Origin of the sequence: Streptomyces sp. NPDC001663, assembly GCF_042893105.1 — a bacterium.
GTDB lineage: Bacteria > Actinomycetota > Actinomycetes > Streptomycetales > Streptomycetaceae > Streptomyces.
In genome coordinates this window covers 285,192-308,696 of sequence record NZ_JBIAUR010000005.1, presented here as the reverse complement: position 1 = coordinate 308,696, position 23,505 = coordinate 285,192, and the positions used below count along the sequence as shown (strand labels likewise).

General features: G+C 68.7%; 24 protein-coding genes. 17 read left to right on the top strand and 7 right to left on the bottom strand.

The features are described 5' to 3' along the window. Nucleotides 1-17 precede the first annotated feature (17 nt). The 5 genes from ACFY1L_RS18385 (at nucleotide 18) to ACFY1L_RS18365 (ending at nucleotide 4,592) form a co-directional block, all read left to right on the top strand. Entirely contained in the window at nucleotides 18-1,607 is a 1,590-nt protein-coding gene (locus ACFY1L_RS18385; protein ID WP_388824665.1) for a sensor histidine kinase, read from the top strand. Continuing rightward, a complete protein-coding gene (locus tag ACFY1L_RS18380; RefSeq protein WP_361259774.1) occupies nucleotides 1,604-2,011 on the top strand; it encodes a roadblock/LC7 domain-containing protein in 408 nt (135 codons plus the stop codon). The genes ACFY1L_RS18385 and ACFY1L_RS18380 overlap by 4 nt, the downstream gene beginning before the upstream one ends. Next, nucleotides 2,008-2,406 carry a DUF742 domain-containing protein gene (locus tag ACFY1L_RS18375; protein WP_388824661.1) on the top strand — a complete coding sequence of 133 codons (399 nt, stop codon included), beginning with the start codon at nucleotides 2,008-2,010 and terminating at the stop codon, nucleotides 2,404-2,406. The genes ACFY1L_RS18380 and ACFY1L_RS18375 overlap by 4 nt, the downstream gene beginning before the upstream one ends. Then, nucleotides 2,387-3,007, top strand: coding sequence for an ATP/GTP-binding protein (locus tag ACFY1L_RS18370; protein WP_361259770.1), 621 nt, complete (start codon nucleotides 2,387-2,389; stop codon nucleotides 3,005-3,007). Before ACFY1L_RS18375 ends, ACFY1L_RS18370 begins: the two co-directional genes overlap by 20 nt. A 61-nt stretch (nucleotides 3,008-3,068) precedes the next feature. Beyond that, the gene (locus ACFY1L_RS18365) at nucleotides 3,069-4,592 is read left to right on the top strand and encodes a cytochrome P450 (RefSeq protein WP_388824657.1); all 1,524 of its coding nucleotides are present in this window, start codon (nucleotides 3,069-3,071) and stop codon (nucleotides 4,590-4,592) included. Here ACFY1L_RS18365 and ACFY1L_RS18360 read toward each other — a convergent pair. From ACFY1L_RS18360 to ACFY1L_RS18350, 3 genes are all read right to left on the bottom strand, one after another. After that, nucleotides 4,586-5,536 carry an RluA family pseudouridine synthase gene (locus tag ACFY1L_RS18360; protein WP_388824654.1) on the bottom strand — a complete coding sequence of 317 codons (951 nt, stop codon included), beginning with the start codon at nucleotides 5,534-5,536 and terminating at the stop codon, nucleotides 4,586-4,588. The genes ACFY1L_RS18365 and ACFY1L_RS18360 overlap by 7 nt on opposite strands. A gap of 23 nt (nucleotides 5,537-5,559) precedes the next feature. Beyond that, nucleotides 5,560-8,745 (bottom strand): tetratricopeptide repeat protein, encoded by a 3,186-nt coding sequence (locus ACFY1L_RS18355; RefSeq protein ID WP_388824651.1) that lies wholly within the window; start codon nucleotides 8,743-8,745, stop codon nucleotides 5,560-5,562. A gap of 176 nt (nucleotides 8,746-8,921) precedes the next feature. Continuing rightward, complete coding sequence (locus ACFY1L_RS18350) at nucleotides 8,922-9,356, bottom strand: hypothetical protein (protein WP_388824648.1); 435 nt, start codon at nucleotides 9,354-9,356, stop codon at nucleotides 8,922-8,924. Between the two features lie 170 nt (nucleotides 9,357-9,526). Between ACFY1L_RS18350 and ACFY1L_RS18345 the strand changes: the two genes are divergently transcribed. Then, entirely contained in the window at nucleotides 9,527-10,108 is a 582-nt protein-coding gene (locus ACFY1L_RS18345) for a GNAT family N-acetyltransferase (RefSeq protein WP_388824645.1), read from the top strand. Between the two features lie 639 nt (nucleotides 10,109-10,747). On the opposite strand, the gene ACFY1L_RS18340 is transcribed toward ACFY1L_RS18345, so the two are convergent. Next, nucleotides 10,748-10,972 carry a helix-turn-helix domain-containing protein gene (locus tag ACFY1L_RS18340; protein ID WP_388824643.1) on the bottom strand — a complete coding sequence of 75 codons (225 nt, stop codon included), beginning with the start codon at nucleotides 10,970-10,972 and terminating at the stop codon, nucleotides 10,748-10,750. Between the two features lie 218 nt (nucleotides 10,973-11,190). Between ACFY1L_RS18340 and ACFY1L_RS18335 the strand changes: the two genes are divergently transcribed. From ACFY1L_RS18335 to ACFY1L_RS18300, 8 genes are all read left to right on the top strand, one after another. Further along, entirely contained in the window at nucleotides 11,191-11,847 is a 657-nt protein-coding gene (locus ACFY1L_RS18335; RefSeq protein WP_388824640.1) for a hypothetical protein, read from the top strand. Nucleotides 11,848-11,999: 152 nt separating this feature from the next. Then, nucleotides 12,000-12,884 (top strand): hypothetical protein, encoded by an 885-nt coding sequence (locus ACFY1L_RS18330; protein ID WP_388824637.1) that lies wholly within the window; start codon nucleotides 12,000-12,002, stop codon nucleotides 12,882-12,884. Nucleotides 12,885-12,906: 22 nt separating this feature from the next. After that, a complete protein-coding gene (locus ACFY1L_RS18325; protein WP_388824634.1) occupies nucleotides 12,907-13,206 on the top strand; it encodes a hypothetical protein in 300 nt (99 codons plus the stop codon). Between the two features lie 47 nt (nucleotides 13,207-13,253). After that, the gene (locus tag ACFY1L_RS18320) at nucleotides 13,254-14,534 is read left to right on the top strand and encodes a putative T7SS-secreted protein (protein WP_388824631.1); all 1,281 of its coding nucleotides are present in this window, start codon (nucleotides 13,254-13,256) and stop codon (nucleotides 14,532-14,534) included. A gap of 41 nt (nucleotides 14,535-14,575) precedes the next feature. Then, nucleotides 14,576-15,085: a hypothetical protein gene (locus ACFY1L_RS18315; RefSeq protein WP_388824628.1), complete on the top strand. Its 510-nt coding sequence runs from the start codon at nucleotides 14,576-14,578 to the stop codon at nucleotides 15,083-15,085. 46 nt (nucleotides 15,086-15,131) lie between these two features. Beyond that, nucleotides 15,132-15,749 carry a hypothetical protein gene (locus ACFY1L_RS18310; RefSeq protein WP_388824625.1) on the top strand — a complete coding sequence of 206 codons (618 nt, stop codon included), beginning with the start codon at nucleotides 15,132-15,134 and terminating at the stop codon, nucleotides 15,747-15,749. A 2-nt stretch (nucleotides 15,750-15,751) separates the two neighbouring features. Next, the gene (locus tag ACFY1L_RS18305; protein WP_388824622.1) at nucleotides 15,752-16,411 is read left to right on the top strand and encodes a hypothetical protein; all 660 of its coding nucleotides are present in this window, start codon (nucleotides 15,752-15,754) and stop codon (nucleotides 16,409-16,411) included. 9 nt (nucleotides 16,412-16,420) lie between these two features. Continuing rightward, on the top strand, nucleotides 16,421-17,269 hold the full coding sequence (locus ACFY1L_RS18300) for a hypothetical protein (RefSeq protein WP_388824619.1): 849 nt from the start codon (nucleotides 16,421-16,423) through the stop codon (nucleotides 17,267-17,269). Here the strand turns inward: ACFY1L_RS18300 and ACFY1L_RS18295 are convergent. Continuing rightward, nucleotides 17,166-18,731 (bottom strand): amino acid permease, encoded by a 1,566-nt coding sequence (locus ACFY1L_RS18295; RefSeq protein ID WP_388824616.1) that lies wholly within the window; start codon nucleotides 18,729-18,731, stop codon nucleotides 17,166-17,168. The two genes, ACFY1L_RS18300 and ACFY1L_RS18295, sit on opposite strands and share 104 nt — an antisense overlap. Nucleotides 18,732-18,954: 223 nt before the next feature. Between ACFY1L_RS18295 and ACFY1L_RS18290 the strand changes: the two genes are divergently transcribed. The 3 genes from ACFY1L_RS18290 (at nucleotide 18,955) to ACFY1L_RS18280 (ending at nucleotide 21,542) form a co-directional block, all read left to right on the top strand. Beyond that, nucleotides 18,955-19,575, top strand: coding sequence for a helix-turn-helix transcriptional regulator (locus tag ACFY1L_RS18290; RefSeq protein ID WP_388824613.1), 621 nt, complete (start codon nucleotides 18,955-18,957; stop codon nucleotides 19,573-19,575). Between the two features lie 177 nt (nucleotides 19,576-19,752). Continuing rightward, nucleotides 19,753-20,769: an ATP-binding cassette domain-containing protein gene (locus tag ACFY1L_RS18285; RefSeq protein WP_388824610.1), complete on the top strand. Its 1,017-nt coding sequence runs from the start codon at nucleotides 19,753-19,755 to the stop codon at nucleotides 20,767-20,769. Then, the gene (locus ACFY1L_RS18280) at nucleotides 20,766-21,542 is read left to right on the top strand and encodes an ABC transporter permease (RefSeq protein ID WP_388824607.1); all 777 of its coding nucleotides are present in this window, start codon (nucleotides 20,766-20,768) and stop codon (nucleotides 21,540-21,542) included. The genes ACFY1L_RS18285 and ACFY1L_RS18280 overlap by 4 nt, the downstream gene beginning before the upstream one ends. A gap of 65 nt (nucleotides 21,543-21,607) precedes the next feature. Here the strand turns inward: ACFY1L_RS18280 and ACFY1L_RS18275 are convergent, their stop codons facing one another. Both ACFY1L_RS18275 and ACFY1L_RS18270 read right to left on the bottom strand, forming a co-directional pair. Then, a complete protein-coding gene (locus ACFY1L_RS18275) occupies nucleotides 21,608-22,453 on the bottom strand; it encodes a siderophore-interacting protein (RefSeq protein ID WP_388824604.1) in 846 nt (281 codons plus the stop codon). Nucleotides 22,454-22,555: 102 nt separating this feature from the next. Further along, nucleotides 22,556-23,485 carry a 5'-3' exonuclease H3TH domain-containing protein gene (locus tag ACFY1L_RS18270; RefSeq protein ID WP_388825393.1) on the bottom strand — a complete coding sequence of 310 codons (930 nt, stop codon included), beginning with the start codon at nucleotides 23,483-23,485 and terminating at the stop codon, nucleotides 22,556-22,558. Nucleotides 23,486-23,505: the final 20 nt, after the last annotated feature.

Below are 23,505 nucleotides of genomic sequence, written 5' to 3'. Positions count from 1 at the left end.
TTTTTCAGAGGGCCCACATGGTGAGTGTTCAATCCCCTCCCCGGCGCGAACTTCCCTACGCGCGCTTGCTGTTGCTGCCCGCCATACTGATGGCCGCGGCGACCGGAGCCGCCGTCGCCACGGTGGCCGGGCCGGCCCGGACGGCCGTCGGCTGGTGCGGCGGCATCGCCACGCTGCTGGTGATCGCGACGGCGGCCGAAGCGGTGCGCCGCGGCCGAGCCCTGCGGGCCCTGCGCGAGAACGGCGCCCGTCACAGCGCGTATCTGGAACGGCGCATCGCCGGCCACGACCAGGAGATGCACCGCCTCGCGTACGAGATCACACCGACCGCCATTCACTGGTTGCGCGGCGGAAATTCGCCCGCAGAGGTGATTCAGCAACTCGGCGACATCGACCCGGCCTGGCGCGGACTGCCCGAGGCGCAGGTGGCGTTGGTCAAGCAGGTGCTCGACATCATCGACACCGAGGAAGCCATGCGGGAGTCCTCGCAGCGCTCCTTCGTCAACGTCGCCCGCCGCGTTCAGGCGCTCGTCAACCAACAGGCAAGCGAACTGCGGGAGATGGAGGAGGACCACGGCCGCAACCCCGAGGTCTTCGACGACCTGCTGCGGATCGACCACGGCACCGCGCTGATCGGCCGCCTCGCCGACTCCATCTCCGTCCTCGGCGGCGGCCGCCCCGGCCGTCAGTGGCCGGCGCCCGTACCGCTGTACAGCGTGCTGCGCGGCGCCATGTCCCGCATCCTGGAGTACCGGCGTATCTCGCTGGACAACATCGCCAAGGTCAACATCCGCGGCATCTCCGTCGAGCCGGTCATTCACGCCTGCGCCGAACTCCTCGACAACGCCACGCGCTACTCGCCGCCGCAGACCAAGGTGCATGTCATCGCGACCGAGGTGCAGACCGGCATCGCCATCGAGATCGAGGACGCCGGCGTCAGCCTCAGCGAGGAGGCTCGTGCCCGGGCCGAGGGCATGCTGGAGCGCGCCAAGGCCGGCGTCGACCTCCAGGACCTCGGCGACTCCCCGCGCCTCGGCCTCGCCGTCGTGGGGCGCCTGTGCAAGGCGTACGACATGCAGATCTCGCTGCGCTCCTCGGCGTACGGCGGTGTCCGTGCCGTCCTCGTCGTGCCGCGCATCATGATGACCGAGGAGCCGGCGCCCGGCCTCGCCCACGGCATCGGCGTGACCTCCGCGCCCAAGCTCGAACTCGGCGGTGTCGAAGGTCCCAAGCGCGCCCCCAAGCGGCGCCGTCCCACCAGCCCGCGCATCCCGGCCGGCGTGTCCATGGAGGACGAGGTCCCCGTCGTCACCGAATGGACCGCGGGCGGCCTGCCGCAGCGGCGCAGCCGGGTGAAGACCCCGCTCAGCGTGCGGCTCGCCGAACAGGCCGCCGCGGAACGGGCCGAGCGGGAGGCGCAGGCGGCCCGGCCCGCCTGGGCGGCCCCCGAGCCCGAGCCGGAGCCCGAGAAGAAGGACGAGCCCGAACCCGGGCTCTGGGTCGAGGCGTTCTGGAACGGACTCAAGGGCACGCCGGACCCGTTCGACATTCAGACGACCAACGAGCCGGCCCGCGTTGAGGCCGACGACGAGAGGGACCACAAGTGATCCAGCAGCGAGCCAACTTCGACTGGATGCTCAAGGACCTCGCCGACGGAGTACCCGGCATCGAGATGATCGTGGTGCTTTCCGCCGACGGCCTGCGCATCGCTCGCTACGGAGGTGATCCGGACGCGGCCGACCGTGTGGCCGCGGCCTGCGCGGGCCTGCAGAGCCTGGCGAGTGCCGTGGCCCACGAGATCCCGGACAGCGACGGCCGGATGAAGCTGGTCATCATCGAGATCAACGGCGGCTACTTCTATCTGATGGCCGCCGGGCCCAACGCCTATCTCGCGGTCCTCTCCGACGTGGTCGCCGAGCCCGGGCTGATGAGCAACCGCATGCGCGATCTCGTCGTACGCATCGGGGCCCATCTCACCAGTCCGCCCCGGCGCAACGGGCAGACCGTATGACTGCTCCGCAACGCCGGCGGCGATATCCCAAGGAAGAGCCACTTCCCAAACCCAGTCCCGGGCAGAGCGACCGGAAGGAGCCGGAGCGGCTGTACGTGGTCGCCGGACCGGACGGCGAGCGCGCGGACATCGACCTGGTCACGTTAATCGTGGCGCGCGCCGACCCGCCGGCCTCCGCCACACCGGAGCAGTCGGCGACGCTCCGGCTGTGCACGGCCCCCCTCTCGGTGGCCGAGCTCTCGGCCTATCTGAACCTGCCGTTCAGTGTGGTGACCGTCCTGCTCACCGAGATGCTGACGGCCGAACTGGTACAGGCGCGCGCCCCGATCGTCCGCCAGGCGCTCCCCGACCGTTCCCTCCTCGAAGCGGTGATGCATGGACTTCAAAGGCTCTGACACCATCCCCGGACCACGGACAGAGGATCATCTGCCGCACACGGCCCAGGCCGCGGTGAAGATCGTGATCGTGGGCGGCTTCGGAGTCGGCAAGACGACGATGGTCGGTTCGGTCAGCGAGATCAGGCCGCTGACCACCGAGGAGACCATGACGCAGGCCGGCGTCGGGGTCGACGACAACTACGGCTCCGACACCAAGACGGCCACCACGGTGGCCATGGACTTCGGCCGCATCAGCATCACCGAACAGCTGGTGCTCTACCTCTTCGGCACCCCCGGCCAGGAACGCTTCTGGTTCCTGTGGAACGGCCTGTTCGAGGGCGCGCTCGGCGCCGTCGTGCTGATCGACACCCGTCGCCTCGAGGTCAGCTTCGACGTCATAGGACGTCTGGAGGAGCGCGGTGTGCCGTTCGTGGTCGCCGTCAACTCCTTCCCGGACGGGCCCCGTTACCCCATCGCCGACCTCCGCACCGCGCTCGACCTGGCCGAGGAGATCCCGATCATCGAGTGCGACGCCCGCCGCCGGGCCTCCAGCCGCGACGTCCTGATGACCCTGATGCGCTTCCTGCACTCGCTCGCCATGACGGGTGCGCTCACCTGACCGTCCTCACCCGTATCCGTCCCAACTCCCCTGACAACGGATCCACTTCGGAGCGACCACTGTGACGCCTGAATCCCACTCCCTCACCGGCGCGGACCCCAAGGCCGGCCCACCGCCCGGCTGCCCCGCCCACGGCCGCGGCCCCGGCGGGCTGCACCGGCTCTACGGTCCCGAGGCGGAGGACCTGGCCTCCCTGTACGAGCAACTCCGCGACGAGCACGGCTCGGTGGCGCCCGTACTGCTCCACGACGACGTGCCGATGTGGGCGGTGCTCGGCCACACCGAGAACCTGCACATGGTGCGCTCGCCCTCGCAGTTCTGCCGGGACAGCCGCCTGTGGACCCCGCTCCTCGAGGGCATGGTCAAGCCCGACCACCCGCTGATGCCGCACATCGCCTGGCAGCCGATCTGCTCCCACGCGGAGGGCGACGAACACCTGCGCCTGAGGGCCGCGGTCACCGGCGCCATGTCGACCATCGACCACCGCGGCATCCGCCGCCACATCAACCGCTACACCCAGCGCCTGGTCAACCGCTTCTGCGAGGAGGGCACGGCCGATCTCGTCGGCCAGTTCGCCGAGCACCTGCCGATGGCCATCATGTGCGAGATCCTCGGCATGCGCGACGAGTACAACGACCGGCTCGTGCAGGCCGCCCGTGACGCGCTCAAGGGCACCGAGACGGCCATCGCCAGCCACGGCTACGTCATGGATGCGCTGAGCCGGCTCACCACCCGCCGCCGGGCCAAGCCCGAGGAGGACTTCACCAGCCACCTCATCACGCACCCGGCGCGGCTGTCCGACGACGAGGTCAGGGAGCACCTGCGCGTCGTGCTCTTCGCCGCCTACGAGGCCACGGTCAACCTCTTGTCGAACGTGCTGCGCACGGTCCTCACCGACCCGCGCTTCCGCGCCCAGCTCAACGGCGGCCAGATGACGGTGCCGGAGGCGGTCGAGCAGTCCCTGTGGGACGAGCCGCCGTTCAGCTCGGTCTTCGCCTACTTCGCCAAGCAGGACACGGAGCTCGGCGGCCAGCACATCCGCAGGGGCGACGGACTGCTCCTGGGGATCGCGCCGGGCAACGTCGACCCGCGGGTCCGCCCCGACCTGGCGGCCAACATGCAGGGCAACCGCTCCCACCTCGCCTTCGGCGGCGGGCCGCACGAGTGCCCCGGTCAGGACATCGGCCGTGCCATCGCCGACACCGGTATCGACGCACTGCTCATGCGACTGCCCGACGTCGAACTCGACTGTGACGAGGACGAGTTGGTGTGGCGGCAGTCGATCTCCTCGCGGCACCTGGTGGCGCTGCCGGTGCGGTTCGCGCCGAAGCCGCCGCAGGACGTGATGCAGAAGCCGACCCATGCGCCCGTCCCGTCACAGCGCACCGACTGGCAGGTCGGCACCCCGCAGCCCGAGCCGGCCGCCGCTGCCGCTGCCGCTGTCGCCGAGCAGGCCCGGACCACCGTGCCCACGCCCGCCGCCGAGCCCCAGCCCCTCGCCCCGCAGCAGCCCGTGCCGGCGCCCGAACCGGTCCGCCCGATGGGCGCCTGGCGGCGTTTCCTGCGCTGGTGGCGCGGTTACTGACCGGCCCAGTCGTGGTACGAGGACCAGGCCTCGAGCGTTCTCGTACTGCGGAACCGGTGCTCCACCCCCGTGACCGGATCGGTGAACTCCAGCGCCCGCGCCAGCAGTTGGAGCGGCCGCCGGAAGTCACCGGCCGGCACGGGGTCCTTCACCACCGGATAGAGCGGGTCGCCGAGGATGGGCACGCCGAGCGTGTTCATGTGGACGCGCAGCTGATGGGTCTGCCCGGTGCTCGGCACCAGCCGGTACCGCCCCGGACCGTCCGCCCGGTGCTCGATCAGTTCCACCCGGCTGACGGCGTTCGGCTCGCCCGCCACCTCGTAGGCCGCGAGCACCCCTCGCTCCTTCACGATCCGGCTGCGCACGGTCCGGGGAAGGGCGAGCCCGGGATCGTACGGGGCCACCGCCTCGTACTCCTTCGCCACCCGCCGGTCGCGGAACAGCGACTGGTACGCGCCGCGCTCCTCGGGACGCACGGTGAACAGCACCAGCCCGGCGGTGAGCCGGTCCAGCCGGTGCGCGGCGCCCAGCGCCGGAATCCCCAACTCCCGGCGCAGCCGCGCGAGCGCGGTCTCGGTGACGTGGCTGCCGCGCGGTGTGGTGGCCAGGAAGTGCGGCTTGTCGGCGACGACGATGTGCTCGTCGCGATACACGACGTCCACCGGGAACGGCACGGGCACCTCGGCGGGCAGATCCCGGTGGAACCACACGAACATGCCGGGTTCGTACGGCGCATCGGACGCGACGGCGCGTCCGTCGGCACCGACGATCTTCCCCGAGTCGAACATCCCGTCGACGACCCCGGCGCGCGCCGGGCCGAGCCGCTCGAGCAGATGCTCACGGACCGTGGCCCACGGACCCTCGACGGGCAGCCGGACCCGTACGGGGTCCACTCCGTGCCGTTGCGGCAGCGGAGAAGGCGGGATCCGTGGCTTGCGTCTCATCACGATCAAGCCTACGGCGCCGGTCAGGGGGAGGCGCCAGCCTGGTCCTGGAAGTGTGCGAGGTTGTTCCGGGTCCGCTGGGTCTGGGGATGGTCCTCGCCAAGGATGCGGATCTCGTCGGTGAGCAGTCGGGTGTACTCCGCGACGGCAGTGGCGACGTCTCCCGCCTGTCCGCGGAAGGCCGCGATGTTGTGGCGCACGACCAGGGTGGCCGGATGCTCATGCCCGGCCACGCGCAACATCGCGTCTAAGACGTCTTCCAGTTCTTCCGCGGCGCCGGACGGGTCGTCGGCGACACCCCGCCAGGCGGCGATCTTGTTCCGGGTGGTGAGGGTGGCCGGGTGGTCCGGGCCGGCGGCGGAGCGCAGCTCCACAACGAGCTGTTCCAGCACCTGAATCGCGCTTGCCAGGTCTTCTGATTCCGCCAAGACGTCGGCGCGCTCGTGGGCGGCGGCGAACAGGGCGTGCACAGGGTCCGGCTCGTCGGGCTCATCAGGAGACTCGTAGCGGGAGCCGAGCACGGCGGAGGCACTGTCACTCCGTTCTCGCACGGCGGCCAGGGCGCGGGCGGTGAGGAGCACGTCGACATGGTCCGGCCCGAGGACGCGTTGCCGATCGACGAGAACCTGCTCCAGCTCACGTTCGGCGATGTCTGCCTGCCCCGTGTTGATGCGCAGGCAGGCCAGGTCGTGGCGGATGTTGAGAAGATCGGGATGGCCGGGGCCCAACGCCCCCGTCATGGTCGGCAGCAGGGCTTCGAGATTCGCTACCGCTCCTTCGTGGTCGCCCGTCGCACTTCGCCACAGGGCGAGGTTCTGCCGAGTGTGGAACGACAGAGGATGGCCAGCAGACAGAATGCGGTCCTGGTCAGCCACCAGTGCCTCGAGAACTTCGACCGCCGCCTCCGGATCCCCGGCCTGGCCGAGCCAGCTCGCGAGATTGCTGCGAACGAGCAGAGTGTCGGGATGATCAGGTCCGAACACCCGCAGCATGTCGTCGAGCAGTGCCTGGAATGCCGGCACTGCTTCGCCCGCTCCGTCGGCCTCCCCCCGCCAGCCCGCGAGATTGTGTCGTGTGGCCAGGGAGTCCGGGTGACTGCGGCCCAGCGTCCGCTCACGCAGCACCAGCACTTCTTCGAGGTCGGAGATCGCGGATCGCAGGTCGCCGGCCTCTGCGCGCAGGGTGGCCAGATCATGACGGGCGTCCAGGGTGGAGAAGTGCTCCGGCCCCAGCACCCGCTGCATATCGTCCACCACACGTACAAGTTCGGCCACCGCCTGGTCGGGCCGTCCTGCGGCTCCTCTCCAGCCGGCCAGGTTGTGGCGGGCGGAGAGCGAGTCGGGATGGTCCCGGCCTCGAATCCGTTCCTGCTCGGCCACGAGCCGCTCGAGCAGTGACACCGCCCCGGCCGGGTCGCCGGCCCGGCCGCGCCAGGTCGCCAGCATGTGCCGGGTCTTGAGGACGTCGGGGTGGTCTGGCCCCAATACGCGTTCCCGGTCGGCCACCACCTGTGCGAAGGCCTTTGCCGCACCGATGGCGTCGCCCGCCATTCCGCGCCAGGCGGCCAGATTGTGGCGGACGTTGAGGGTGAGGGGATCGTCGTGGCCCAAGACCTCTTCGTGCAGGGGCACGAGCTCCTCGAAGTTCCTCGCGGCGCCGACGGCATCTCCGGCTTCCCCTCGCCAGCCGGCGATGTTCGTGCGCAAGGCCAGGGGAACGGCATGCCGTTCCCCATAGACCTTCTCCTGCTCGGGGAGCAACGCTTCGAGAGCCGCGGCCGCTCCTGCCGCGTCACCCGCGCGCCCGCGCCAATGCGCTTGAGCTGTCAGCGCGTTGAGCGTCTCCGGGTGCCGTTCTCCCAGGAAGCGACTGGCTTCCCCGACCAGAGCGGCGTAGAACTCGACTGCCGCGCCGCTGGCGCCGGACTCACCGAGGCTCATGCCGTACGTGCTCAGGATGGGGTGCGGCTCAGGACGCCACAATGCCTCCGACCCGTGCAAGCGCAGTGGTGGTACGTTCGCACGCAGCCGCTGGCACAGACTCTGGTCACGCTCGATCTCGGGCCACGCGTCCTCCAGCGCGTCGGCGGCCGACCGCACGGTCTCGGCGAGATTCCGGGTGGACTCCCGTACAGAACGCTGGACGAGCTGGTGCACTTGTACGCGGCCGGGCCGGTCCCGACCCACGTCACTCGCGGTGTGGTCCAGGAGGTTGAGTCGGTCCAGTACACGCAGTGCCTCACGGACGTCCCGGACTTCCGATGCCCGTGTGCCGGATTCGGAACGCCGAACGGCCACATACCGCAGCGCGGCTTTCGTGGCGAAGAGGCTGTCAGGAATGTCGGCGCCGTTGAGCACACCGGCCAGCTCCAACAGGGGCCGGGCCATTCCCACCGGACGCAACGCCTGGGCCCGCCGGACGGAGATCTCCCAGACCGCTGGGACGGGATCACGGTGGTCGTCGGGCAGCGCGTCCTCCTGAGGCAGCGCTTCCGCAAGAGACCGCGTTTGATCGGCCAACAGTTTGAGGTAGCAGGGCACATCCAAGTCGGCGTCTACCAGATAGGCGGCCGCCTGTGCCAATGCGATCGGGAGCTGCCCCATCGCATCGGAGAGCGCGGCCAGTTGGGCGTCCGTGTCCTGGTGGTTGCTTCGTTCGGAGCGTCCGAGCGCCCGTCGCAGATACGCCGACGACTGCTCGGGGGTGAACACGCCCACGTGGATCACCGCCCGCGTCTCGGTGGTCCACGCCGCGTCGCGCGAGCGGGTAGTGACCAGGGTGCGTCCGGCCGGAGTGCGGGGTGGCCACAGTCCGTTGAGGTCGCGCCGTGCCCTGACGTCGTCCAGAACCACGAGCCAGGTTCGCTCGGTGGTGCCGAGCCAGCGCAGGAACTCCTGTGCCGCCGACTCCTCGTCCTTGTCCACCTCACGATCGGTGACGACAGTGCGCGCTGCCCGAGCGTAGGCGTCAGTGACGGCCTGCTTGTCACCGGCCGCCACCCAGACCACGAGGTCCACGCCGGAATCGGCCTCCCAAGCGGAGTGGGCCAGATCGGCGGCTAGTTGAGTCTTTCCGACGCCGCCCATCCCGGACAGCACCTGCTCGCTACCGGTGAGCACCGCCGTGCCGCGGTCCGCCAACCGGCTACGCAGCACGTCCTGTTCGGAACGGTGCTGGTAGAAGCTGGCCCGCGCAGGCAACGTGCCCATGCGCACCGGCCATTGGACGAGTGGCCGCGGCGCCTCGTGGTGGTGCTCGTGGTGTTGAACCGAGCTGCCCGGTCCAAAGGCGTTGTACCGAATGTCCCCGCCCGCAGCGATTCCTCTTCTGCCCGCGTCCACATGGACGGGGGGAGGAACCGTCGGAGTTGGGTCGTCGGCGCTCGTCATGCGCTGCTGTCGTCACCGAAGGCGTTGCGGGAGATGTCGCCGCCCGCACTCAGCGCGCCCGGGCCGTGGGCCTGTACGTCCATGTCGCCGGTCGCCGCAGGAGAGGCCGGTGGCGTTCCAGATGGTGTCGGACGGACCTCAGACCGAGGGCCGAAGGCGTTCCCCTCGATGTTCCCGCCCGCGGCCATGGCACCCCGGCCGTGGGACTGCACGCGACGTGTCCGGCCCGCTCCCAGAGAGGGCCGGAAGAGAGTGAAGACGGAGACGAAGAGGCCCACGGCCCCAAGAGCGGCGCCCACCACGCTGGCCGTACGGTCCGCCGTATCCAGATTCACCGCCACGGCGACGACCACCAGCCCGACCAGCACAGCAGCGCACATCCCTGCCGCCGCCCAGACGGCGGCCCGCGCTGCACCCGAAAGACCAGCCATTGCGAACTCCCCCGTGCCGTATCGCACTTGACCTACCGAGAGTAGCGCTGTGGTACGTCCGACAACACCTGAAGCGTCCACATTCCGTGCGGAGAGTCGCGTCCGTACCGTGTCGCACGGCGCCGGAAAACCCGTTGGACCGGCCGCGCCCCACGGGCAGGATGCCGATCATGCCCTACGTCACCAGCCCCGTCCTGCCCGCCGGAACCCTCTCCCGCACCCCGCAGCCCGTCCTCCCCACCGGCGACGGGCTGGTCCAGCGCCCGTGGCGGGCCGAGGACGCGCCGGCCGTCCACGAAGCCTTCCAGGACCCGCTCATGCACCAGTGGCACATCCGGCGCAGCGACTCGGTGGAGGAGGCCGCCGGCTGGATCGAGGAGTGGCTGAAGGAGTGGGAGGGGGAGCGCACCGCTCAGTGGGCGGTCGCCGACGCGGACACCGACCGGCTGCTGGGCCGGGTGGCACTGCGCGCCGTCGAGCTCGGCGAGGGCATGGCCGAGGTCGCGTACTGGACCGCGGCCGCGGCGCGTGGCCGGGGCGTCGCCGCCCGGGCGGCCTCCGCCCTGACCCGCTGGGCCTTCGACGAGATCGGCTTCCACCGCCTCGAGCTGATGCACGCCACGGCCAACGAGGCCTCCTGCCGGGTCGCCACCAAGAGCGGCTTCGCCCTGGAGGGCACCAAACGCAGTGCCCTCCTGCACCCTGACGGCTGGCACGACATGCACTTGCACGCGCGCGTACGGGGCGACTGAGCTAGGCGGAAGTCTCCGGAACCGCCGTATCCGACACGGCAGTCGGGGCCGCCGTCTGCTTCCGGTACGTCCGGTAGGCACCACCGGCCACGAGTGTCGCGGCCAGGAACAGCACCGTGAACTACTGGAAGTACCAGTGCCGGGGCACCTCCGGTGACCTGGGGTGATCGCCTGACAGAGGAGATGACCTGCGGAAACGTGTTCTGGTTGGTTGTCGATGGTTCTGGGTGTTTCTCGTCCTCATGTGCCCTCGATGTGCCCTGGACAGAGGCGGGCCAAGCGTGCGTCACCAAAAGGGGCCCGGCTGACCTGCTGGGCCCGAGTCCTAGGCAGCAGTACGACCAGCACTATTCAGTGTCCCGGCTACCTGCGGCGATGCAGCGACATGGCCTCTGAGTTGAACAGAAGCTAATCACTGATTCCGGTCGCTTCCCGTCCTCACTCGGTGTCCACTGGCCTGTGCGTGTGCTGGAACGAAGCGACGGCGCCGGTGCTGAAGACGATCGACCTCGGCTTCTGCTTCCCGTCCTGCGGGCCCGCGATCGACGCCGACACCTACCCGGAACGGGTACACGTGGCCTGGGAGACCTCACCCGATCCGGGCACAGGCCGCGAGGGCACGGCGCGACCTCAGGGCCGTCAGGCGCCCGAAGCCGGCCGCCTGGATACGCTGCGCGGCCGGACTTCGACGTCCGTGTCACGATGCAGCAATCCGTTCACGAAGCTGCGGCTGCGCCCCAGTTCGTCGGCGATCGCCTGGATGGAAGCACCGGCGGCGTACCGTTCGGCGGCGATCTTCGCGTACCGTTCGCGCTCGGCTCCGAGGACGTACCGGCTGTTGTTCGGGTACAGGATGTTCTCCATCGGGGCTCCAGGGGCTCGTGTTCGGCTGGTCCAGCCATGGTCACAGAATGCGTTGCGTTATGAAACAGTGATCACGCGGCGCAGCGGTGCAGGGTGCCTTCTGCCGCGATTTGCCTGATTGGAAGATCGGTCATGACGCAAACCCAGCTGGTGCCACCCGTGTCCCATCGATAGCGTTGGCACACTCGTGAGAACCCTCGCCCCACCGGGAGCCATCCGTGAAGCGCCGCACCACCCTGCTCGCAGCCGTCGCGCTGACCGCTGTCGCGGCCTTGTCGCTGTCCGCCTGCGGGAGCGGCGATGACAGTTCCAAGGGCAACGACAAGATCGCGGGCGCCGACGCAGGCGACGCCGACGCCTCGGCTTCGCCGAGCTCGTCAGCAGCCAACGCCAACCGTCCTGACATGACGCTCCCGAGCGATGTCAAGGAAACCTTCGAGGGCTGGCAGACCGGGGACGCCACAAAGGACGCGATCCTGGCGGATGCCGGGAGGGCGCAGACTGCGGTCACCTACTCGGTCACTCAGGGCGACCCCGAATCCTCAGCTCTGTCGTTCTATCAGTCCGGCACTGCACTCGCGGGCAGCAGGGACTGGGTCAAGTCGATCGTCGATGCAGGCTTCACGTACTCGGGTTCGGTCCGCTACTACGCGGCCAAAATCAGCGTCTTCGACAAGGAGTCGGCCGGCGTCTCCTACTGCTCCGATGAGAGCAAGGCGTTCAACAAGAACCGGAAGACGAAGAAGGTCGAAAAGTCCAGGGCGACCAACGACTCCTATGTGCTCTACAGCACGCGTCTGATGTTGAACAGCAAGGGCGTGTGGCAAACCGCGAAGATCGAATCGGAACGAGGGAACAAGGCGTGCACGCCGTGAGGGCTCAGCGCCGCTGGCTCGCGATAGGAGTCGCCGCTGGTGTGCTTGCTCTGCTACCCGGCACGGCATTCGCAGCATGGGGCACTCCCGGCAAGTCGAATGGGGAGAAGACCAAGACCAGCGGAGGGCAAGACGGCAGCAGCATCGTCTCCATGGTCACCTACAGCGGTTCGACATCAGGAACCAAGGGTGGCAGCAAAGGCAACGTTACGCCTGTCAATGACTGGACCCCGCCCGCCTGCTGGTACGAACCGCGCTCTGCGGCGGACTTTTCGAAGTACGTCGAGGGCATGTACAACGAGACGATCAATACGCCGGGCCAGGCCAACTATGCGAAGCAATCCGTCGGAGAGTTTCGCAACACGTACAAGGATGGAACGTACAAGAACTACAACCTAGACAAGAAGGACGAGGGCAACTGGTGGGTGGCCGTTCGTGACGAGAGTCGCTGGATGGAGCCCGAAGCGCAGGCCTGCGACAAAGCGCCCTTTTGGGTCGAGGACGGCGGCACTCCGCCCGTCAAGAACGCTGTCACTCCGCAGGTTCTCGCCGAACTCGCCTACAACCGCCTCCAGCTGCCCACCACTGAAGTGACTCTCGCTCCAACCGACACCACGAAGGTCAACCTCCCTACCTGGGCCTGGCTGGACAAGGCCAAGTTCAAGGAGGTCTCCGTGACTGCCGCCATCAATGTGGGCGGGCTCAACATCCAGTCAACTACCACCGCCAAGCCGGTCTCTCTCAAGCTCGAACCAGGTACGACCGATGCTGAGACGTACCCTGTCTCGGGCGAGTGCACGATCAACGCCGACGGGTCCGTCGGAGAGCCCTATGCCAAGGGGAAGTCCAGCGAGACCCCGCCCTGCGGCATCAAGTATCTGCGCTCCTCTGGCAACGGCACCTTCAAGCTCCGGGCCACCGTCACCTGGGAGATCGCCTGGACCGGCACCGGCGGCGCCGGCGGTGACCTGCCCGACGGCACCTTCGGCAACGACCAGGCCGTCACCGTCCAGGAGATCCAGGCAGTCAACCGCTGACGTCGATCGGTCAGGAGCAGGCATGTCGAAGGGATCGGACCTCCAGGTCGACTACGACCTGCTGGCCACGAGCGCCAAGCAACTCGCCCAGATCCGCCGCGAGTTCAAGGGCCTGGAGGACTGGAAGCAGGACATCAAGTCCCTGCTGGGTGACAGCGGCGTCCAGAGCGCCATGGGTGACTTTGTGGACAACTGGGACAAGAACCGCAAGCGGCTGGTCAAGGAGATCGAGGAGGTCGGGCAGATGGTCAAGACGACCAGCGACGCCTTCAAGGGCCTCGAAGACGACCTGGCCAACGCCACCAAGGGCAAGAAGAAATAGCGCCTTGGGCGCGCACGGATCTATGGCATTTCACAGGGGGAGCATCCATGGCGCGGCCTGCTGACTGGGCGCCGCTCGCAGAGGCCGATCCCGTTCCGGGTGATCCGGAAGGGATTCGGCGCGAGGTCACGCACATGAAGAAGGTGGCCGAAAAGCTGCGCACGCAGGCCGCCGCCATGCAGGCGATCGCGGACTGCGACGGGCTCAAAGGCAAGTACGCGGACGAGCTCGGCGACAAGGCGCGTGGCCTGGGGCGCAGGCTAGACCTTGCCGAGGACCGCTACCGCAAGGTGAAAGGACACCTGGGCGGCTGGGCGGACGACATGGAGACCGCCCAGAAGAAGGCCGACCGGGCGCTGGACGACGCCAAGGACGCCCAACGGATCCTGGACGCCCACAAGCCGGACGACGGCGCCAAGAAGAGCTCCGACAGGACCGCCAAGGACACCGCGGCCGAGGATCCGGCCGTCACTCGGGCCAAAGAGGATCTGGAGACGGCCCGCCAGAAGCTGAACTCGGCGGTGTCCTTCTACGGCGAGCGCGCGGACCATTACGCAGGCAAGATCCGGTGGTCGATCGACGACGACATAGAAGACAGCTGGTGGAACAACCTCAAGGCGTGGGTGAGCGATGCCGACTGGCTGGCGATCGTTGCCGACTGGCTGAGCAACGCCTGCACCCTGCTCTCGATCGCCGCGATCTTTTTCCCGGCCCTCGGAGTGGTGGTCGGGATCCTGACAGGAATCGTCTTCGGCATCCACCTCTTGATGGCGGCGACGGGCAACGGCTCCTGGTTCGATGTGATCACCGACATCGCGGCGTTCAAGATGGCCAAGAACGGCGTCAAGGCGGCCAAGGCGATCAAGTCGCTGCAGAAGGAAGGGCGAGCCCTCGCGGAGGACCTCGCGAAACAGCAGGCGAAGCGGGCGGCCAGAATGAACCGCGCCGCCACTGGACGAGGCGGTGGACCGCTGGGGCGGCTGCGTCGGGTCGCGGACAACCAGCAAGGGCGGGCGGCCGGCGTACGGACCCGGGATGAAGCCATGCCGGTCGCGACGCGGACGGAGGTGTACAAGGCCTTGGGTGACAAGCGCATGGCTCAGCAGGTCAAGGACATCGAGCGCATGAGCGGCAGGTACCCTGACAGCCAGCGGCTGGGTGACATGGCCTCGGAGGCGGCACGCCAAAAGGGGATCGCGCAGTCCTACTGGATCGCGAGCACGGCCCTCGACCTCGGTGGGCGGGCCGGAGACGAGTGGTCCAGCACCTACGTCAATGCCAAGGGACACATGACAGCGCCGGGAGCGGGGATCGGATCGCAATGGTGAGGCCCGAACCGGAGAGGCGAAGGACGGGTCTCACTAGAAGCGTGCGCACCCGGCAGGCACGTCGGGCTCAGGAGCGGGGCCGGGCCGCCGCCGTTCAGGACTCGCATCCCGGCGCGGAGGGTGGTCCCCGATTCGGTGCGGCCGGCTCCCTGGCCCCCACACCTGATCCGGAAGACGAGAGGTTCCGCAGGCTGGCGACCCGTGTGCGCTATGTGCTGCTCGCCATCGCCCTCGTCATGACCCTTTGGTTCATGGTCGCATTGCAGGACCGAAGGACAGCAGGACTTGATCTGCCCGTGCCCACCTGGGCGTTGGACGTCACCGCGCTCAGTCCTCTTCTGGTGCTGGTCCGGTTCTGGAAACCGGAGATCAGGAAGAAGGGCGACACGCTGGAATTCGATCTGAGAGTCTTCAGCGGCCTCTACTTCCTCATGGCCTTCCTCGGAGCCGCGCTGGGCGGCTACTGGCAGCTGTGGCCCGGAGTCGCGATCAGCGCCGCGGTGCATGTGGGCATCTGGTCCACCAACCGGCGGGCCAGTGGCCATGGTTGACAACACAATCGAACCCACATCTCCCCCCACGGGCTACCACCTCCTCTTGCCAGAGGACTGGGTGCAGATCCCGCTGCGGCAGGGGGACGCAGAAGCTGCCGTACGTTCCATCGTCACCTCCGCCTTCGCACGCCTGCCGGCCGACGTGCCACGTGACAAGCTGACCCCGCTCCGCCTGGAACTGGAACGCAGACTGCTGGCGGCAGTTGCGGGGGCACGCAAGGCCGAGGCACTGGAGCTGTACCTGCCCATGAAGCTGGCGGGCGAGGTGAATCTCGGGGCATCGTTCACCGTTTCGCAAGCGCGCCTTCCGGTGCGCTCCCAGGCCGCCGGCGGCGCGACCCGGGCGTCCGACACGACCGAGGTCGCCGTTCAACTGCTCGTCGGCGAAAGCCCGACGAATACCTCGGAGGTCGACCTGAGCAGTGGCGAGGTCGACGGAGCCGTGGCGGTCCGCCGGGAGCGGGTCGTTCCGGCGGATCCGGCGCGCGGTATCGAACTTGCCAGCCGCAGGGTGGAATACCTCGTGGCGGTGCCCGCCGATCCCAGCCAGTGGCTCCTGGTCGCTTTTTCCACGATCGGCGCCGGGAACCCCCAGGACGACCTGTCTCAAGCGATGGTCGAGTGGTTCGACGCGTTGATGACGACCTTCCGGTGGAGCTGAACATGACTGAGCCACGGGTCGAGCTCGAGCACGAGTTCAGCCTCGACATCGACTACAACCCGAGCCGATGGCTAGAGCTCCCTCCGCGCTGGGACACCGAAGAGTGGCAGGACATCGGTGTCTGGGCGCGCACGTGCGCCGAACTGTTTTGGCGGTCATACGGGCAGGATCCGGGAGAGCCTGGGATCTCCTTCCTCGCAGGCAGGCTCCGGCACTTCGCGGAAGCCTTCGCGCCAGAACCCTTCGACACGCGAGTGCTGCTGCGCATGTGGGAACCGACGCACATGCCGCTGCAGCTCTTCACCATGGTCAAGCCCGCGCAGGGTCATCGAGAGGAGACGCTGCGCTTCCTCGTCGCAGTGGAGGACCCGGACGCCGTGGAGCCACCGGTGGTCGAGACCTTCCGCACGGAGCTGCTCGGCGAGGGACTGCGGGCATTCCGCTATCTACGGCAGGACGACACACCCGAGGTGCTCGCCGCACTCCGCTACGCCTGGCGCGACGAGGAAGTCGGCGCCGATGTGGTGCTGTGGACTGCCAGCGAAAACACCGCGCAAATCATCCGGGCCGCCCAGGACATCGAAGAACTGGCGCACAAGGTGAGCGTGGCGGTATGGGATCTCGAACCAGAGGATGAGGCTTCGCCGGACGTGAAGCCGTAGAGCCGTGGCGTGGATGCCACTGGCGCGATCAGTGTGAAGGATGTCGGTTCGTGCCTGCTCGGGCGCTGGGGTGGCGCCAGGCCTTCGGCTCCGCCGGTGTCGACACCGAACCGGTTCCAGATGACGTCAGACGACCGCTCGCGCACAATTGCCGGGGACGGTGACGACGTGAGCGACTTCGTGGCATCGGGCCGATGTGCACCGTTGCTTGCCCCCCACTTGCCAGCTGGCCGCACGCAGCTCGTCCAAGCCGTCGAGAACCTCGGTAGGGCACGACACCCCGGCCGCGATGTCGGTGCGGTACGCGCGCCACAACTCTGCACGTCCCTGCACCCGGCGGAGTTCCCGCCCGTTCCCGAGGCGATCGAAGACCGGACGAACTCACTCGCCCCCAAGACCCGCGCGGCACGGCTGGTGTTCACCGACGACAAAGGCAGGCCGATCCGTCGGTCCACCTGGTCGCGCGTCTGGAACGCCCTCAAGGATGACGCGAACAAGATGCTCGACGCGCAGTTCATCGAGGCGCACGAGAAGTGGGAGCGACTCGGGAAACCCGAGGGCGCCGAGCCGGAACGTGTGCGCGTCCCGGAGACGTGCACCCTGCACAGCCTCCGGGACTTCTACGCCTCGTGCCTGATCAAGAAGAACGAGAACGTCAAGACCGTTCAAGTGCGCCTCAGCCACTCGAAGCCGAGTATCACGCTCGACAAGTACACCGGCCTCTGGCCGACTGGCGAGGACACCACGGCGGACGCTATTGAGTCGGTTCTGGGAGAGGTGCCGCAGGGGTCGGTGTCTGAGCCGAGTGCCCTCGATGTGCCCTCACAGCCCGGTACACAGCTCCGATCCCTACCGTGACCAGCAAAAACAGCACCGTGAACCACTGGAAGTACCAGTGCCCGCCCGCCGGGTCGTACACCGCTGCCCTCGGCCAGGCCAGGTTGACGGTCATCAGGAGGCCGTAGAGGAGGGCGAGGGCGTTGACCGGGATGCCCCAGCGGCCCAGGGAGAAGAGCTTGGTGCCCGTCTCGTCGGTGCCCTCCGAGGTGAACTCGCCGCGCAGGCGCCGTAGCAGAAGCGGGCCGGTGACCATCGCGTACGCCAGGTACAGCATCACGATGCAGGTCGTGCCGATGGCCAGGAAGGCGTCCGGGGAGGCGAAGTTGAGCAGGAGCAGGGCCGCTGCCAGGACGCCTACGACCAGGGCCGGGGCGTTCGGCATTCCGGTGCGCGGGTTGACGTGTGCGAGCTGCTTGGAGAACGGGAGTTGGCCGTCGCGGGCCATCGAGAACAGCATCCGGCAGGCCGCCGTCTGGATGGCCAGGGTGGCCACCGCGATCGCCACCACCACGTCCGCCAGCAGGGCCTTGCCGACGCCGTCGCCCAGGCGGCTGGTCAGGACGTAGCTCAGGCCGTCGACGCCCAGGTGGCCGTCGGTCAGGCTGGGCGCGGCCAGCAGGCCGCCGAGGATGACCAGGCCGCCGAGCAGGCCCGCGGCGCCGAGCGCGGTGAGGATCGTGCGGGGCGCCGTACGCCTCGGGTTGTGCGTCTCCTCGCTCATCTCGCCCGCGCTGTCGAAGCCGATCATCACGTACGCCGCGGTGAACGAGCCCACCAGCAGTGCCCCCAACAGGCCGGAACTCGCCGCGCCTTCGGTGTGGAAGGTGATGCCGGGGGAGCGTTTGGAGTGGGTCAGCAGGAGTACGACGATCAGGACCGCGCCGATGATCTCCGCGGTCACGCCGACCCGGTTGATCACGGACAGCACGCGGTTGTCCACGATGTTCACCAGCGTGGTGAGGACCAGCAGGATCACGCCGAGCACCGCCGCGTTCGCCGCGCCGTCCTGCGAGGTCACCGCCGGGTCGGTGCCCACCAGTTGGAAGCCCGACCAGATCGCCGGCAGCACCATCTGCAGTGCCAGCGCCGCCGCCGCGACCACCACGATCTGCCCGATCACCATGATCCAGCCGGCGAACCAGCCGAAGGTGAGGTTCGAAAGGCGCGACGACCACTGGTAGATGGCGCCCGAGATCGGATACCGCGCCGCCAGCTCCGCGAAGCACGCGGCCACCAGCAACTGCCCGACCAGCACCGCCGGCCAGGCCCAGAAGAAGACGGGGCCGCCGAACGCGTACCCGAAGGCGAAGAACTGGAAGACCGTCGTCAGGACGGAGATGAAGGAGAAACCGGCCGCGAAGGAGGCGTACCGGCCCAGGCTGCGGTGCAGCTCCTGGCGGTAGCCGAACTCGGCGAGGGAGCCGTCATCGGGAGAGTGCGGCGGGTCGGGGCGTACGTCGGAGGGGGTGGTTGTTGTCACGGCGGCACCTGCCTTCGGCGCGGATTCCTGTCTACGGATTCCTGTCAGGCGACAGAAATTAGGGACGGGGTGTTTCGCCTGCGTCACGCCGTCGTGTCCGCGGCGGGCCCAAGTCCTCACGTCCTTGCCATGCGCATCAATACGCGATACATCGTGTGTATTGACGACCGTCCGAGGGTCGCGATATGTTCGGCCACGGATATTCGTAAGCGAGGTGGTCGTCATGGCAATGAAGCGCCGCAAGCTCAGCAACCCGCTGGCGCTCGCCGTGATGGTCACGCTCTGGCAGAAGCCGATGCATCCGTACGAGATCGCCCAGACCCTGCGCCGACAGGGCAAGGACGTCAGCACGAAGATCAAGTACGGCTCGCTCTACACGGTCGTGCAGAACCTTGAGAAGCACGGCTTCGTCGAGGTCGCCGATGTCGAGCGGCAGGGCAACCGGCCCGAGCGCACGGTCTACGGGCTCACCGAGGCGGGGCGGGAGGAGATGGCCGACTGGCTGTCCGATCTGCTGGCCGTTCCGGCCAAGGAGTTCCCGATCTTCGAGACGGCTCTGTCGTTGCTCGGTGCCCTGCCTCCCGACGAGGTGGTGCGGCTGCTCCAGGAGCGGTTGCAGAACCTCGAGGTGGAGGTGGCGAGCGGGCGCGCGGCGCTGGAGAAGCTCTGCGAGACGCTCCCGCGGCTCTTCCTCGTCGAGGTCGAGTACCAGTTGCACATGGTCGAGGCACAGGCGCAGTGGGTCCGCGGTTTTCTCGAGGAGATCGAGAAGGGCTCGCTGCCGGGCGTCGACGGGTGGCGCCACTTCCATGAAACGGGGGAGCTGCCACCGGAGTTCACCTGACGAAACAGACCCCGGCCGGGCTGTTGCAGCAGCTCTGCCGGGGTCTCGAACCCCGAGCTGAATCCGCCGTGAGGCAGTCCAGGCGATCGAGGTGCGGCACACCCAGGATAGCCCGGCGCTCTTCATGCGGATCAGACGTATCGCTGTACATCCGCTCAATCATGGAGAGCTGTCGTCATGAGTACTACCCGTGCGCCCGCAGTGGAGGCGCGCCAGCTGATCAAGACCTACCCCGGTGAGGTCACCGCCCTGCGCGGCATGGACGTCACCGTCGAACCGGGCACCGTCTTCGGGCTCCTCGGGCCCAACGGCGCCGGCAAGTCCACCACCGTCAAGATCCTCACCACCCTGGCCAAGCCCGACTCGGGCGCGGCCACCGTCGCCGGGCACGACGTGCTGCGCCACCCCGACCGGGTGCGCCGCGCCATCGGCGTGGTCGCCCAGAGCTCCGGCGCCGACCCGGTGGCCACGGGCCAGGAGAACCTCCAACTCCAGGGCAGGCTCTATGGGTTGAAGGGCGCCGCCCTCACCACGCGCGTGGACGAGCTGCTCGACCGGTTCAGCCTGACCGACGCCGCCCGGCGCCAGGTCAAGGGCTACTCCGGCGGCATGCGACGCCGTCTCGACGTCGCCCTCGGTCTGGTGCACCGGCCCGAGGTGCTCTTCCTCGACGAGCCCACCACCGGCCTGGACCCCGAGGCCCGCACGGCGATGTGGGACGAGATCGACCGGCTCGCGGGAGAAGAGGGGCTGACGATCCTGCTCACCACGCACTACCTCGAAGAGGCCGACCGGCTCGCCGAGCGCATCGCCATCGTCGACCGTGGGCGGGTCGTCGTACAGGGCACGCCCGACGCCCTCAAGGGCGAACTCCGCGGTGACGCCGTCCACTTGGAACTCAGGGAAGCGGTGGGCGAAGCCGGCCGTACGCTGCTCAAGGGCGCCCTCGGCGGGCTGCCCGGCATGCACGAGGTGCTGGTCGACGGGCGCCGCGTCAGTGTCCGCGCCGACGACGGGGCGGCCGCCGTACCCGCACTGCTCGGGGCGTTGGAGCGGGCCGGGGTCGGGGTCGCCGCCGCGACCGTCGCGCGCCCCTCCCTCGACGACGTCTACCTCCGTTACGCGGGCCGCCGTTACTCCGAGGCGGACGCCGAAGCCACCGAGAACCTCGTCCTCGCCGGAGGTGCGCGATGAGCACGGCCGTCTCCCAGACCTGGTACATGACGCAGCGTCAACTCATGGTGTTCACACGGCAGCCGGCGTACGCGATCATCACGCTGATCCAGCCGGTGATCTGGCTGTTCCTGTTCGGCAACCTCTTCAAGAAGGTCGTCGAGCTCGGCGGCTTCGGGACGACCACCTACCTCGACTACCTCGTCCCGGGCGTCGTCGTGATGAGTGCGCTGAGCTCCAACATGTGGGCCGGCATGGGCACGTTGGAGGAGATCCAGCGCGGCACGCTCAACCGGTTCTTGACCACGCCGGTCAGCCGGGCCGCGCTGATGAACGGCAACGTCGTCAACAACGGCCTGGTGACCGCGTTCCAGTCGGTCGTCATCGTGCTGCTCGCGCTGGCGGGTGGCGCCGACTACCCCGGCGGTGTCGGCGGCATCGCGATCCTGGTCCTCGCCGCCGTGCTGCTCGGCACGATCTTCGGGGCGCTGTCCAACGCGCTGGGCATGCTGGTGCAGGAGCGGGAGTCGATCATCGGCATCAACACCTTCCTGCTGCTGCCGCTGACGTTCCTGTCCTCCGCCTTCATGGCGCCCTCCCAGATGCCCTCCTGGATGCGGCACATCGCCGACTTCAACCCGCTCAACTGGGCGATGGTCGCGGGCCGTTCGGCACTGTCCGAGCACCCCGACTGGGGCGATGTGCTCAGCAGGGGAGGGGCACTGCTCGCCCTCGCGGTGGCGGCGGTGTGGCTGTCGATCCGGACGTTCCGGTCGTACCAGCGGTCTGTGTGAGCTCCGATCCGTGTGAGCACGGCGAAGGGGCGGCACCTCGGTGAGGTGCCGCCCCTTCGGACGTGTCACGCGGCCGACGCCGCGCCCTCCTGCTCCGCCTCGATGCGCGCGTTCCACTCCCGCTTGGAGGCCTGCCAGCCGTCCTCGTTGTGGCCGAGGCGCCAGTAGCCGGAGATCGACAGGTCCTCGCGCGGGATCTCCAGGTCGCAGCGCAGCAGTTGGCGCAGCTGCTTCACGAAGTGGGCCTCGCCGTGCACGAACGCGTGCGGGCGGCCCTCCGGGAACTCCAGCGCCCGTACGGCCTCCACCAGCAGCTCGCCGACGGGCCGGTCACCGCGGTGCAGCCAGACGACCTCCACGTCGGAGTCGATCTTCTGCTCCTCCTCGGGGCCGGAGACCTCGACGAAGGCATGCGCCATGGCGCCGTCGGGCAGCGACTCGAGGGAGCGGGCGATCGCCGGCAGTGCGCTCTCGTCGCCGACGAGCAGATGCCAGTCGGCGGTCGTGTCGGGGGCGTAGGCGCCGCCCGGGCCCATGAAGTGCACGGTCTCGCCCGGCTGGACGCGCGCCGCCCACGGTCCGGCCAGGCCCTCGTCGCCGTGGACCACGAAGTCCAGGGCCAGTTCGCGGTGGACCGGGTCCCAGGCCCGCACGGTGTAGGTCCGGGTCACCGGCCACTGCTCGCGCGGGAACTCCGCCCGGATCCGCTCCACGTCGAAGGGCTCCGGATAGACGGCACCCCCGGCCGGGAACAGCAGCTTCACATAGTGGTCGGTGCAGGTGTCCGCCTCGAACCCGGCCAGACCGTCACCACCGAGCACCACCCGCTGCATGTGCGGGGTCAGCCGTTCGGTGCGGACGACCTGCGCGGAGTGGGGCTTGCGCGGCTTCCGAGCCGGGCGTTCTGGCATGGCGGCCTCCCTGTTCCCAAGCTTAGGTTTACCTAAGTTAGCACCTTCCCCCAGTTAACACCTCTCCCATGAAGACTTGATGAGTGTGCGTCGCCGGAATCGTCACGTCCCCAACGTCGTCAGCAGACGCTGCAGTGACCCGCCCAGGCCCCAGCGGACCGCCAGTTCGTCCAGCGCGGCCGGGTCGCGCGGGGCGTGCGGCAGGGTCGTGTCGACGTCCGGCAGCGGGACGTCGTCCGCCACCTTGACGACCTTCGGCGCGACCGCGACATACGGCCGGGCCTCGTCGAGCCGCTTGCGCTGCGACGGCGTGAGCTTCGCCTTCGGGTCCTCGACCGCGGCCATGATCCCGGCCAGGTCCCCGAACTCGGCGAGCAGCTTCGCGGCCGTCTTCTCGCCGATGCCCGGCACCCCGGGCAGACCGTCGCTCGGGTCGCCGCGCAGCAGCGCCAGATCCGCGTACCCCGGACCGGCCACCCCATACTTCTCGCGCAGCCAGGCCTCGTCGGTGAGCTGCAGCGTGCCGACGCCCTTGAGCGGGTAGAGCACGCGCACCCCGCGGGCGTCGTCGACGAGCTGGTACAGGTCGCGGTCGCCGGTGACGATGTCGACCGGGCCCTTCGCGCGCGCAGTGAACGTGCCGATCACGTCGTCCGCCTCGTACGGCTCGACGCCCACGCGCGCGATGCCGAGCGCGTCCAGGACGGCCTCGATGATCGGCACCTGCGGCGACAGCGTGTCCGGCACCTCCTCCTCGTCCGGCCCCGCCTCGCGCTCCTCGGCGACGCGGTGCGCCTTGTAGGAGGGGATGAGGTCGACCCGCCACTGCGGCCGCCAGTCGGCGTCCATGCACGCCACCAGCTCGCTGGGGCGGTGGTCCTTGACCAGGCGGTCGATGAATTCGAGGAGCCCGCGCACGGCGTTCACCGGTGTGCCGTCCGGGGCCTTCACGGAGTCGGGGACGCCGAAGTAGGCGCGGAAGTAGAGCGAGGCGGTGTCGAGGAGCATCAGTCGTCCGGTCACGCCTCGCATCATGCCGTACGGCACCGACA

Excerpts from the sequence above, each read along its gene's own strand:
- ACFY1L_RS18285 (WP_388824610.1), top strand. The coding sequence starts at position 19,753 with ATGAGTACTACCCGTGCGCCCGCAGTGGAGGCGCGCCAGCTGATCAAG.
- ACFY1L_RS18375 (WP_388824661.1), top strand. The coding sequence starts at position 2,008 with ATGACTGCTCCGCAACGCCGGCGGCGATATCCCAAGGAAGAGCCACTT.
- ACFY1L_RS18325 (WP_388824634.1), top strand. The coding sequence starts at position 12,907 with ATGTCGAAGGGATCGGACCTCCAGGTCGACTACGACCTGCTGGCCACG.
- ACFY1L_RS18345 (WP_388824645.1), top strand. The coding sequence starts at position 9,527 with ATGCCCTACGTCACCAGCCCCGTCCTGCCCGCCGGAACCCTCTCCCGC.
- ACFY1L_RS18270 (WP_388825393.1), bottom strand. The coding sequence starts at position 23,485 with ATGCGAGGCGTGACCGGACGACTGATGCTCCTCGACACCGCCTCGCTC.
- ACFY1L_RS18385 (WP_388824665.1), top strand. The coding sequence starts at position 18 with ATGGTGAGTGTTCAATCCCCTCCCCGGCGCGAACTTCCCTACGCGCGC.
- ACFY1L_RS18355 (WP_388824651.1), bottom strand. The coding sequence starts at position 8,745 with ATGGGCACGTTGCCTGCGCGGGCCAGCTTCTACCAGCACCGTTCCGAA.
- ACFY1L_RS18280 (WP_388824607.1), top strand. The coding sequence starts at position 20,766 with ATGAGCACGGCCGTCTCCCAGACCTGGTACATGACGCAGCGTCAACTC.
- ACFY1L_RS18360 (WP_388824654.1), bottom strand. The coding sequence starts at position 5,536 with ATGAGACGCAAGCCACGGATCCCGCCTTCTCCGCTGCCGCAACGGCAC.
- ACFY1L_RS18370 (WP_361259770.1), top strand. The coding sequence starts at position 2,387 with ATGGACTTCAAAGGCTCTGACACCATCCCCGGACCACGGACAGAGGAT.
- ACFY1L_RS18290 (WP_388824613.1), top strand. The coding sequence starts at position 18,955 with ATGGCAATGAAGCGCCGCAAGCTCAGCAACCCGCTGGCGCTCGCCGTG.
- ACFY1L_RS18330 (WP_388824637.1), top strand. The coding sequence starts at position 12,000 with ATGGTCACCTACAGCGGTTCGACATCAGGAACCAAGGGTGGCAGCAAA.
- ACFY1L_RS18275 (WP_388824604.1), bottom strand. The coding sequence starts at position 22,453 with ATGCCAGAACGCCCGGCTCGGAAGCCGCGCAAGCCCCACTCCGCGCAG.
- ACFY1L_RS18350 (WP_388824648.1), bottom strand. The coding sequence starts at position 9,356 with ATGGCTGGTCTTTCGGGTGCAGCGCGGGCCGCCGTCTGGGCGGCGGCA.
- ACFY1L_RS18305 (WP_388824622.1), top strand. The coding sequence starts at position 15,752 with ATGACTGAGCCACGGGTCGAGCTCGAGCACGAGTTCAGCCTCGACATC.
- ACFY1L_RS18320 (WP_388824631.1), top strand. The coding sequence starts at position 13,254 with ATGGCGCGGCCTGCTGACTGGGCGCCGCTCGCAGAGGCCGATCCCGTT.
- ACFY1L_RS18340 (WP_388824643.1), bottom strand. The coding sequence starts at position 10,972 with ATGGAGAACATCCTGTACCCGAACAACAGCCGGTACGTCCTCGGAGCC.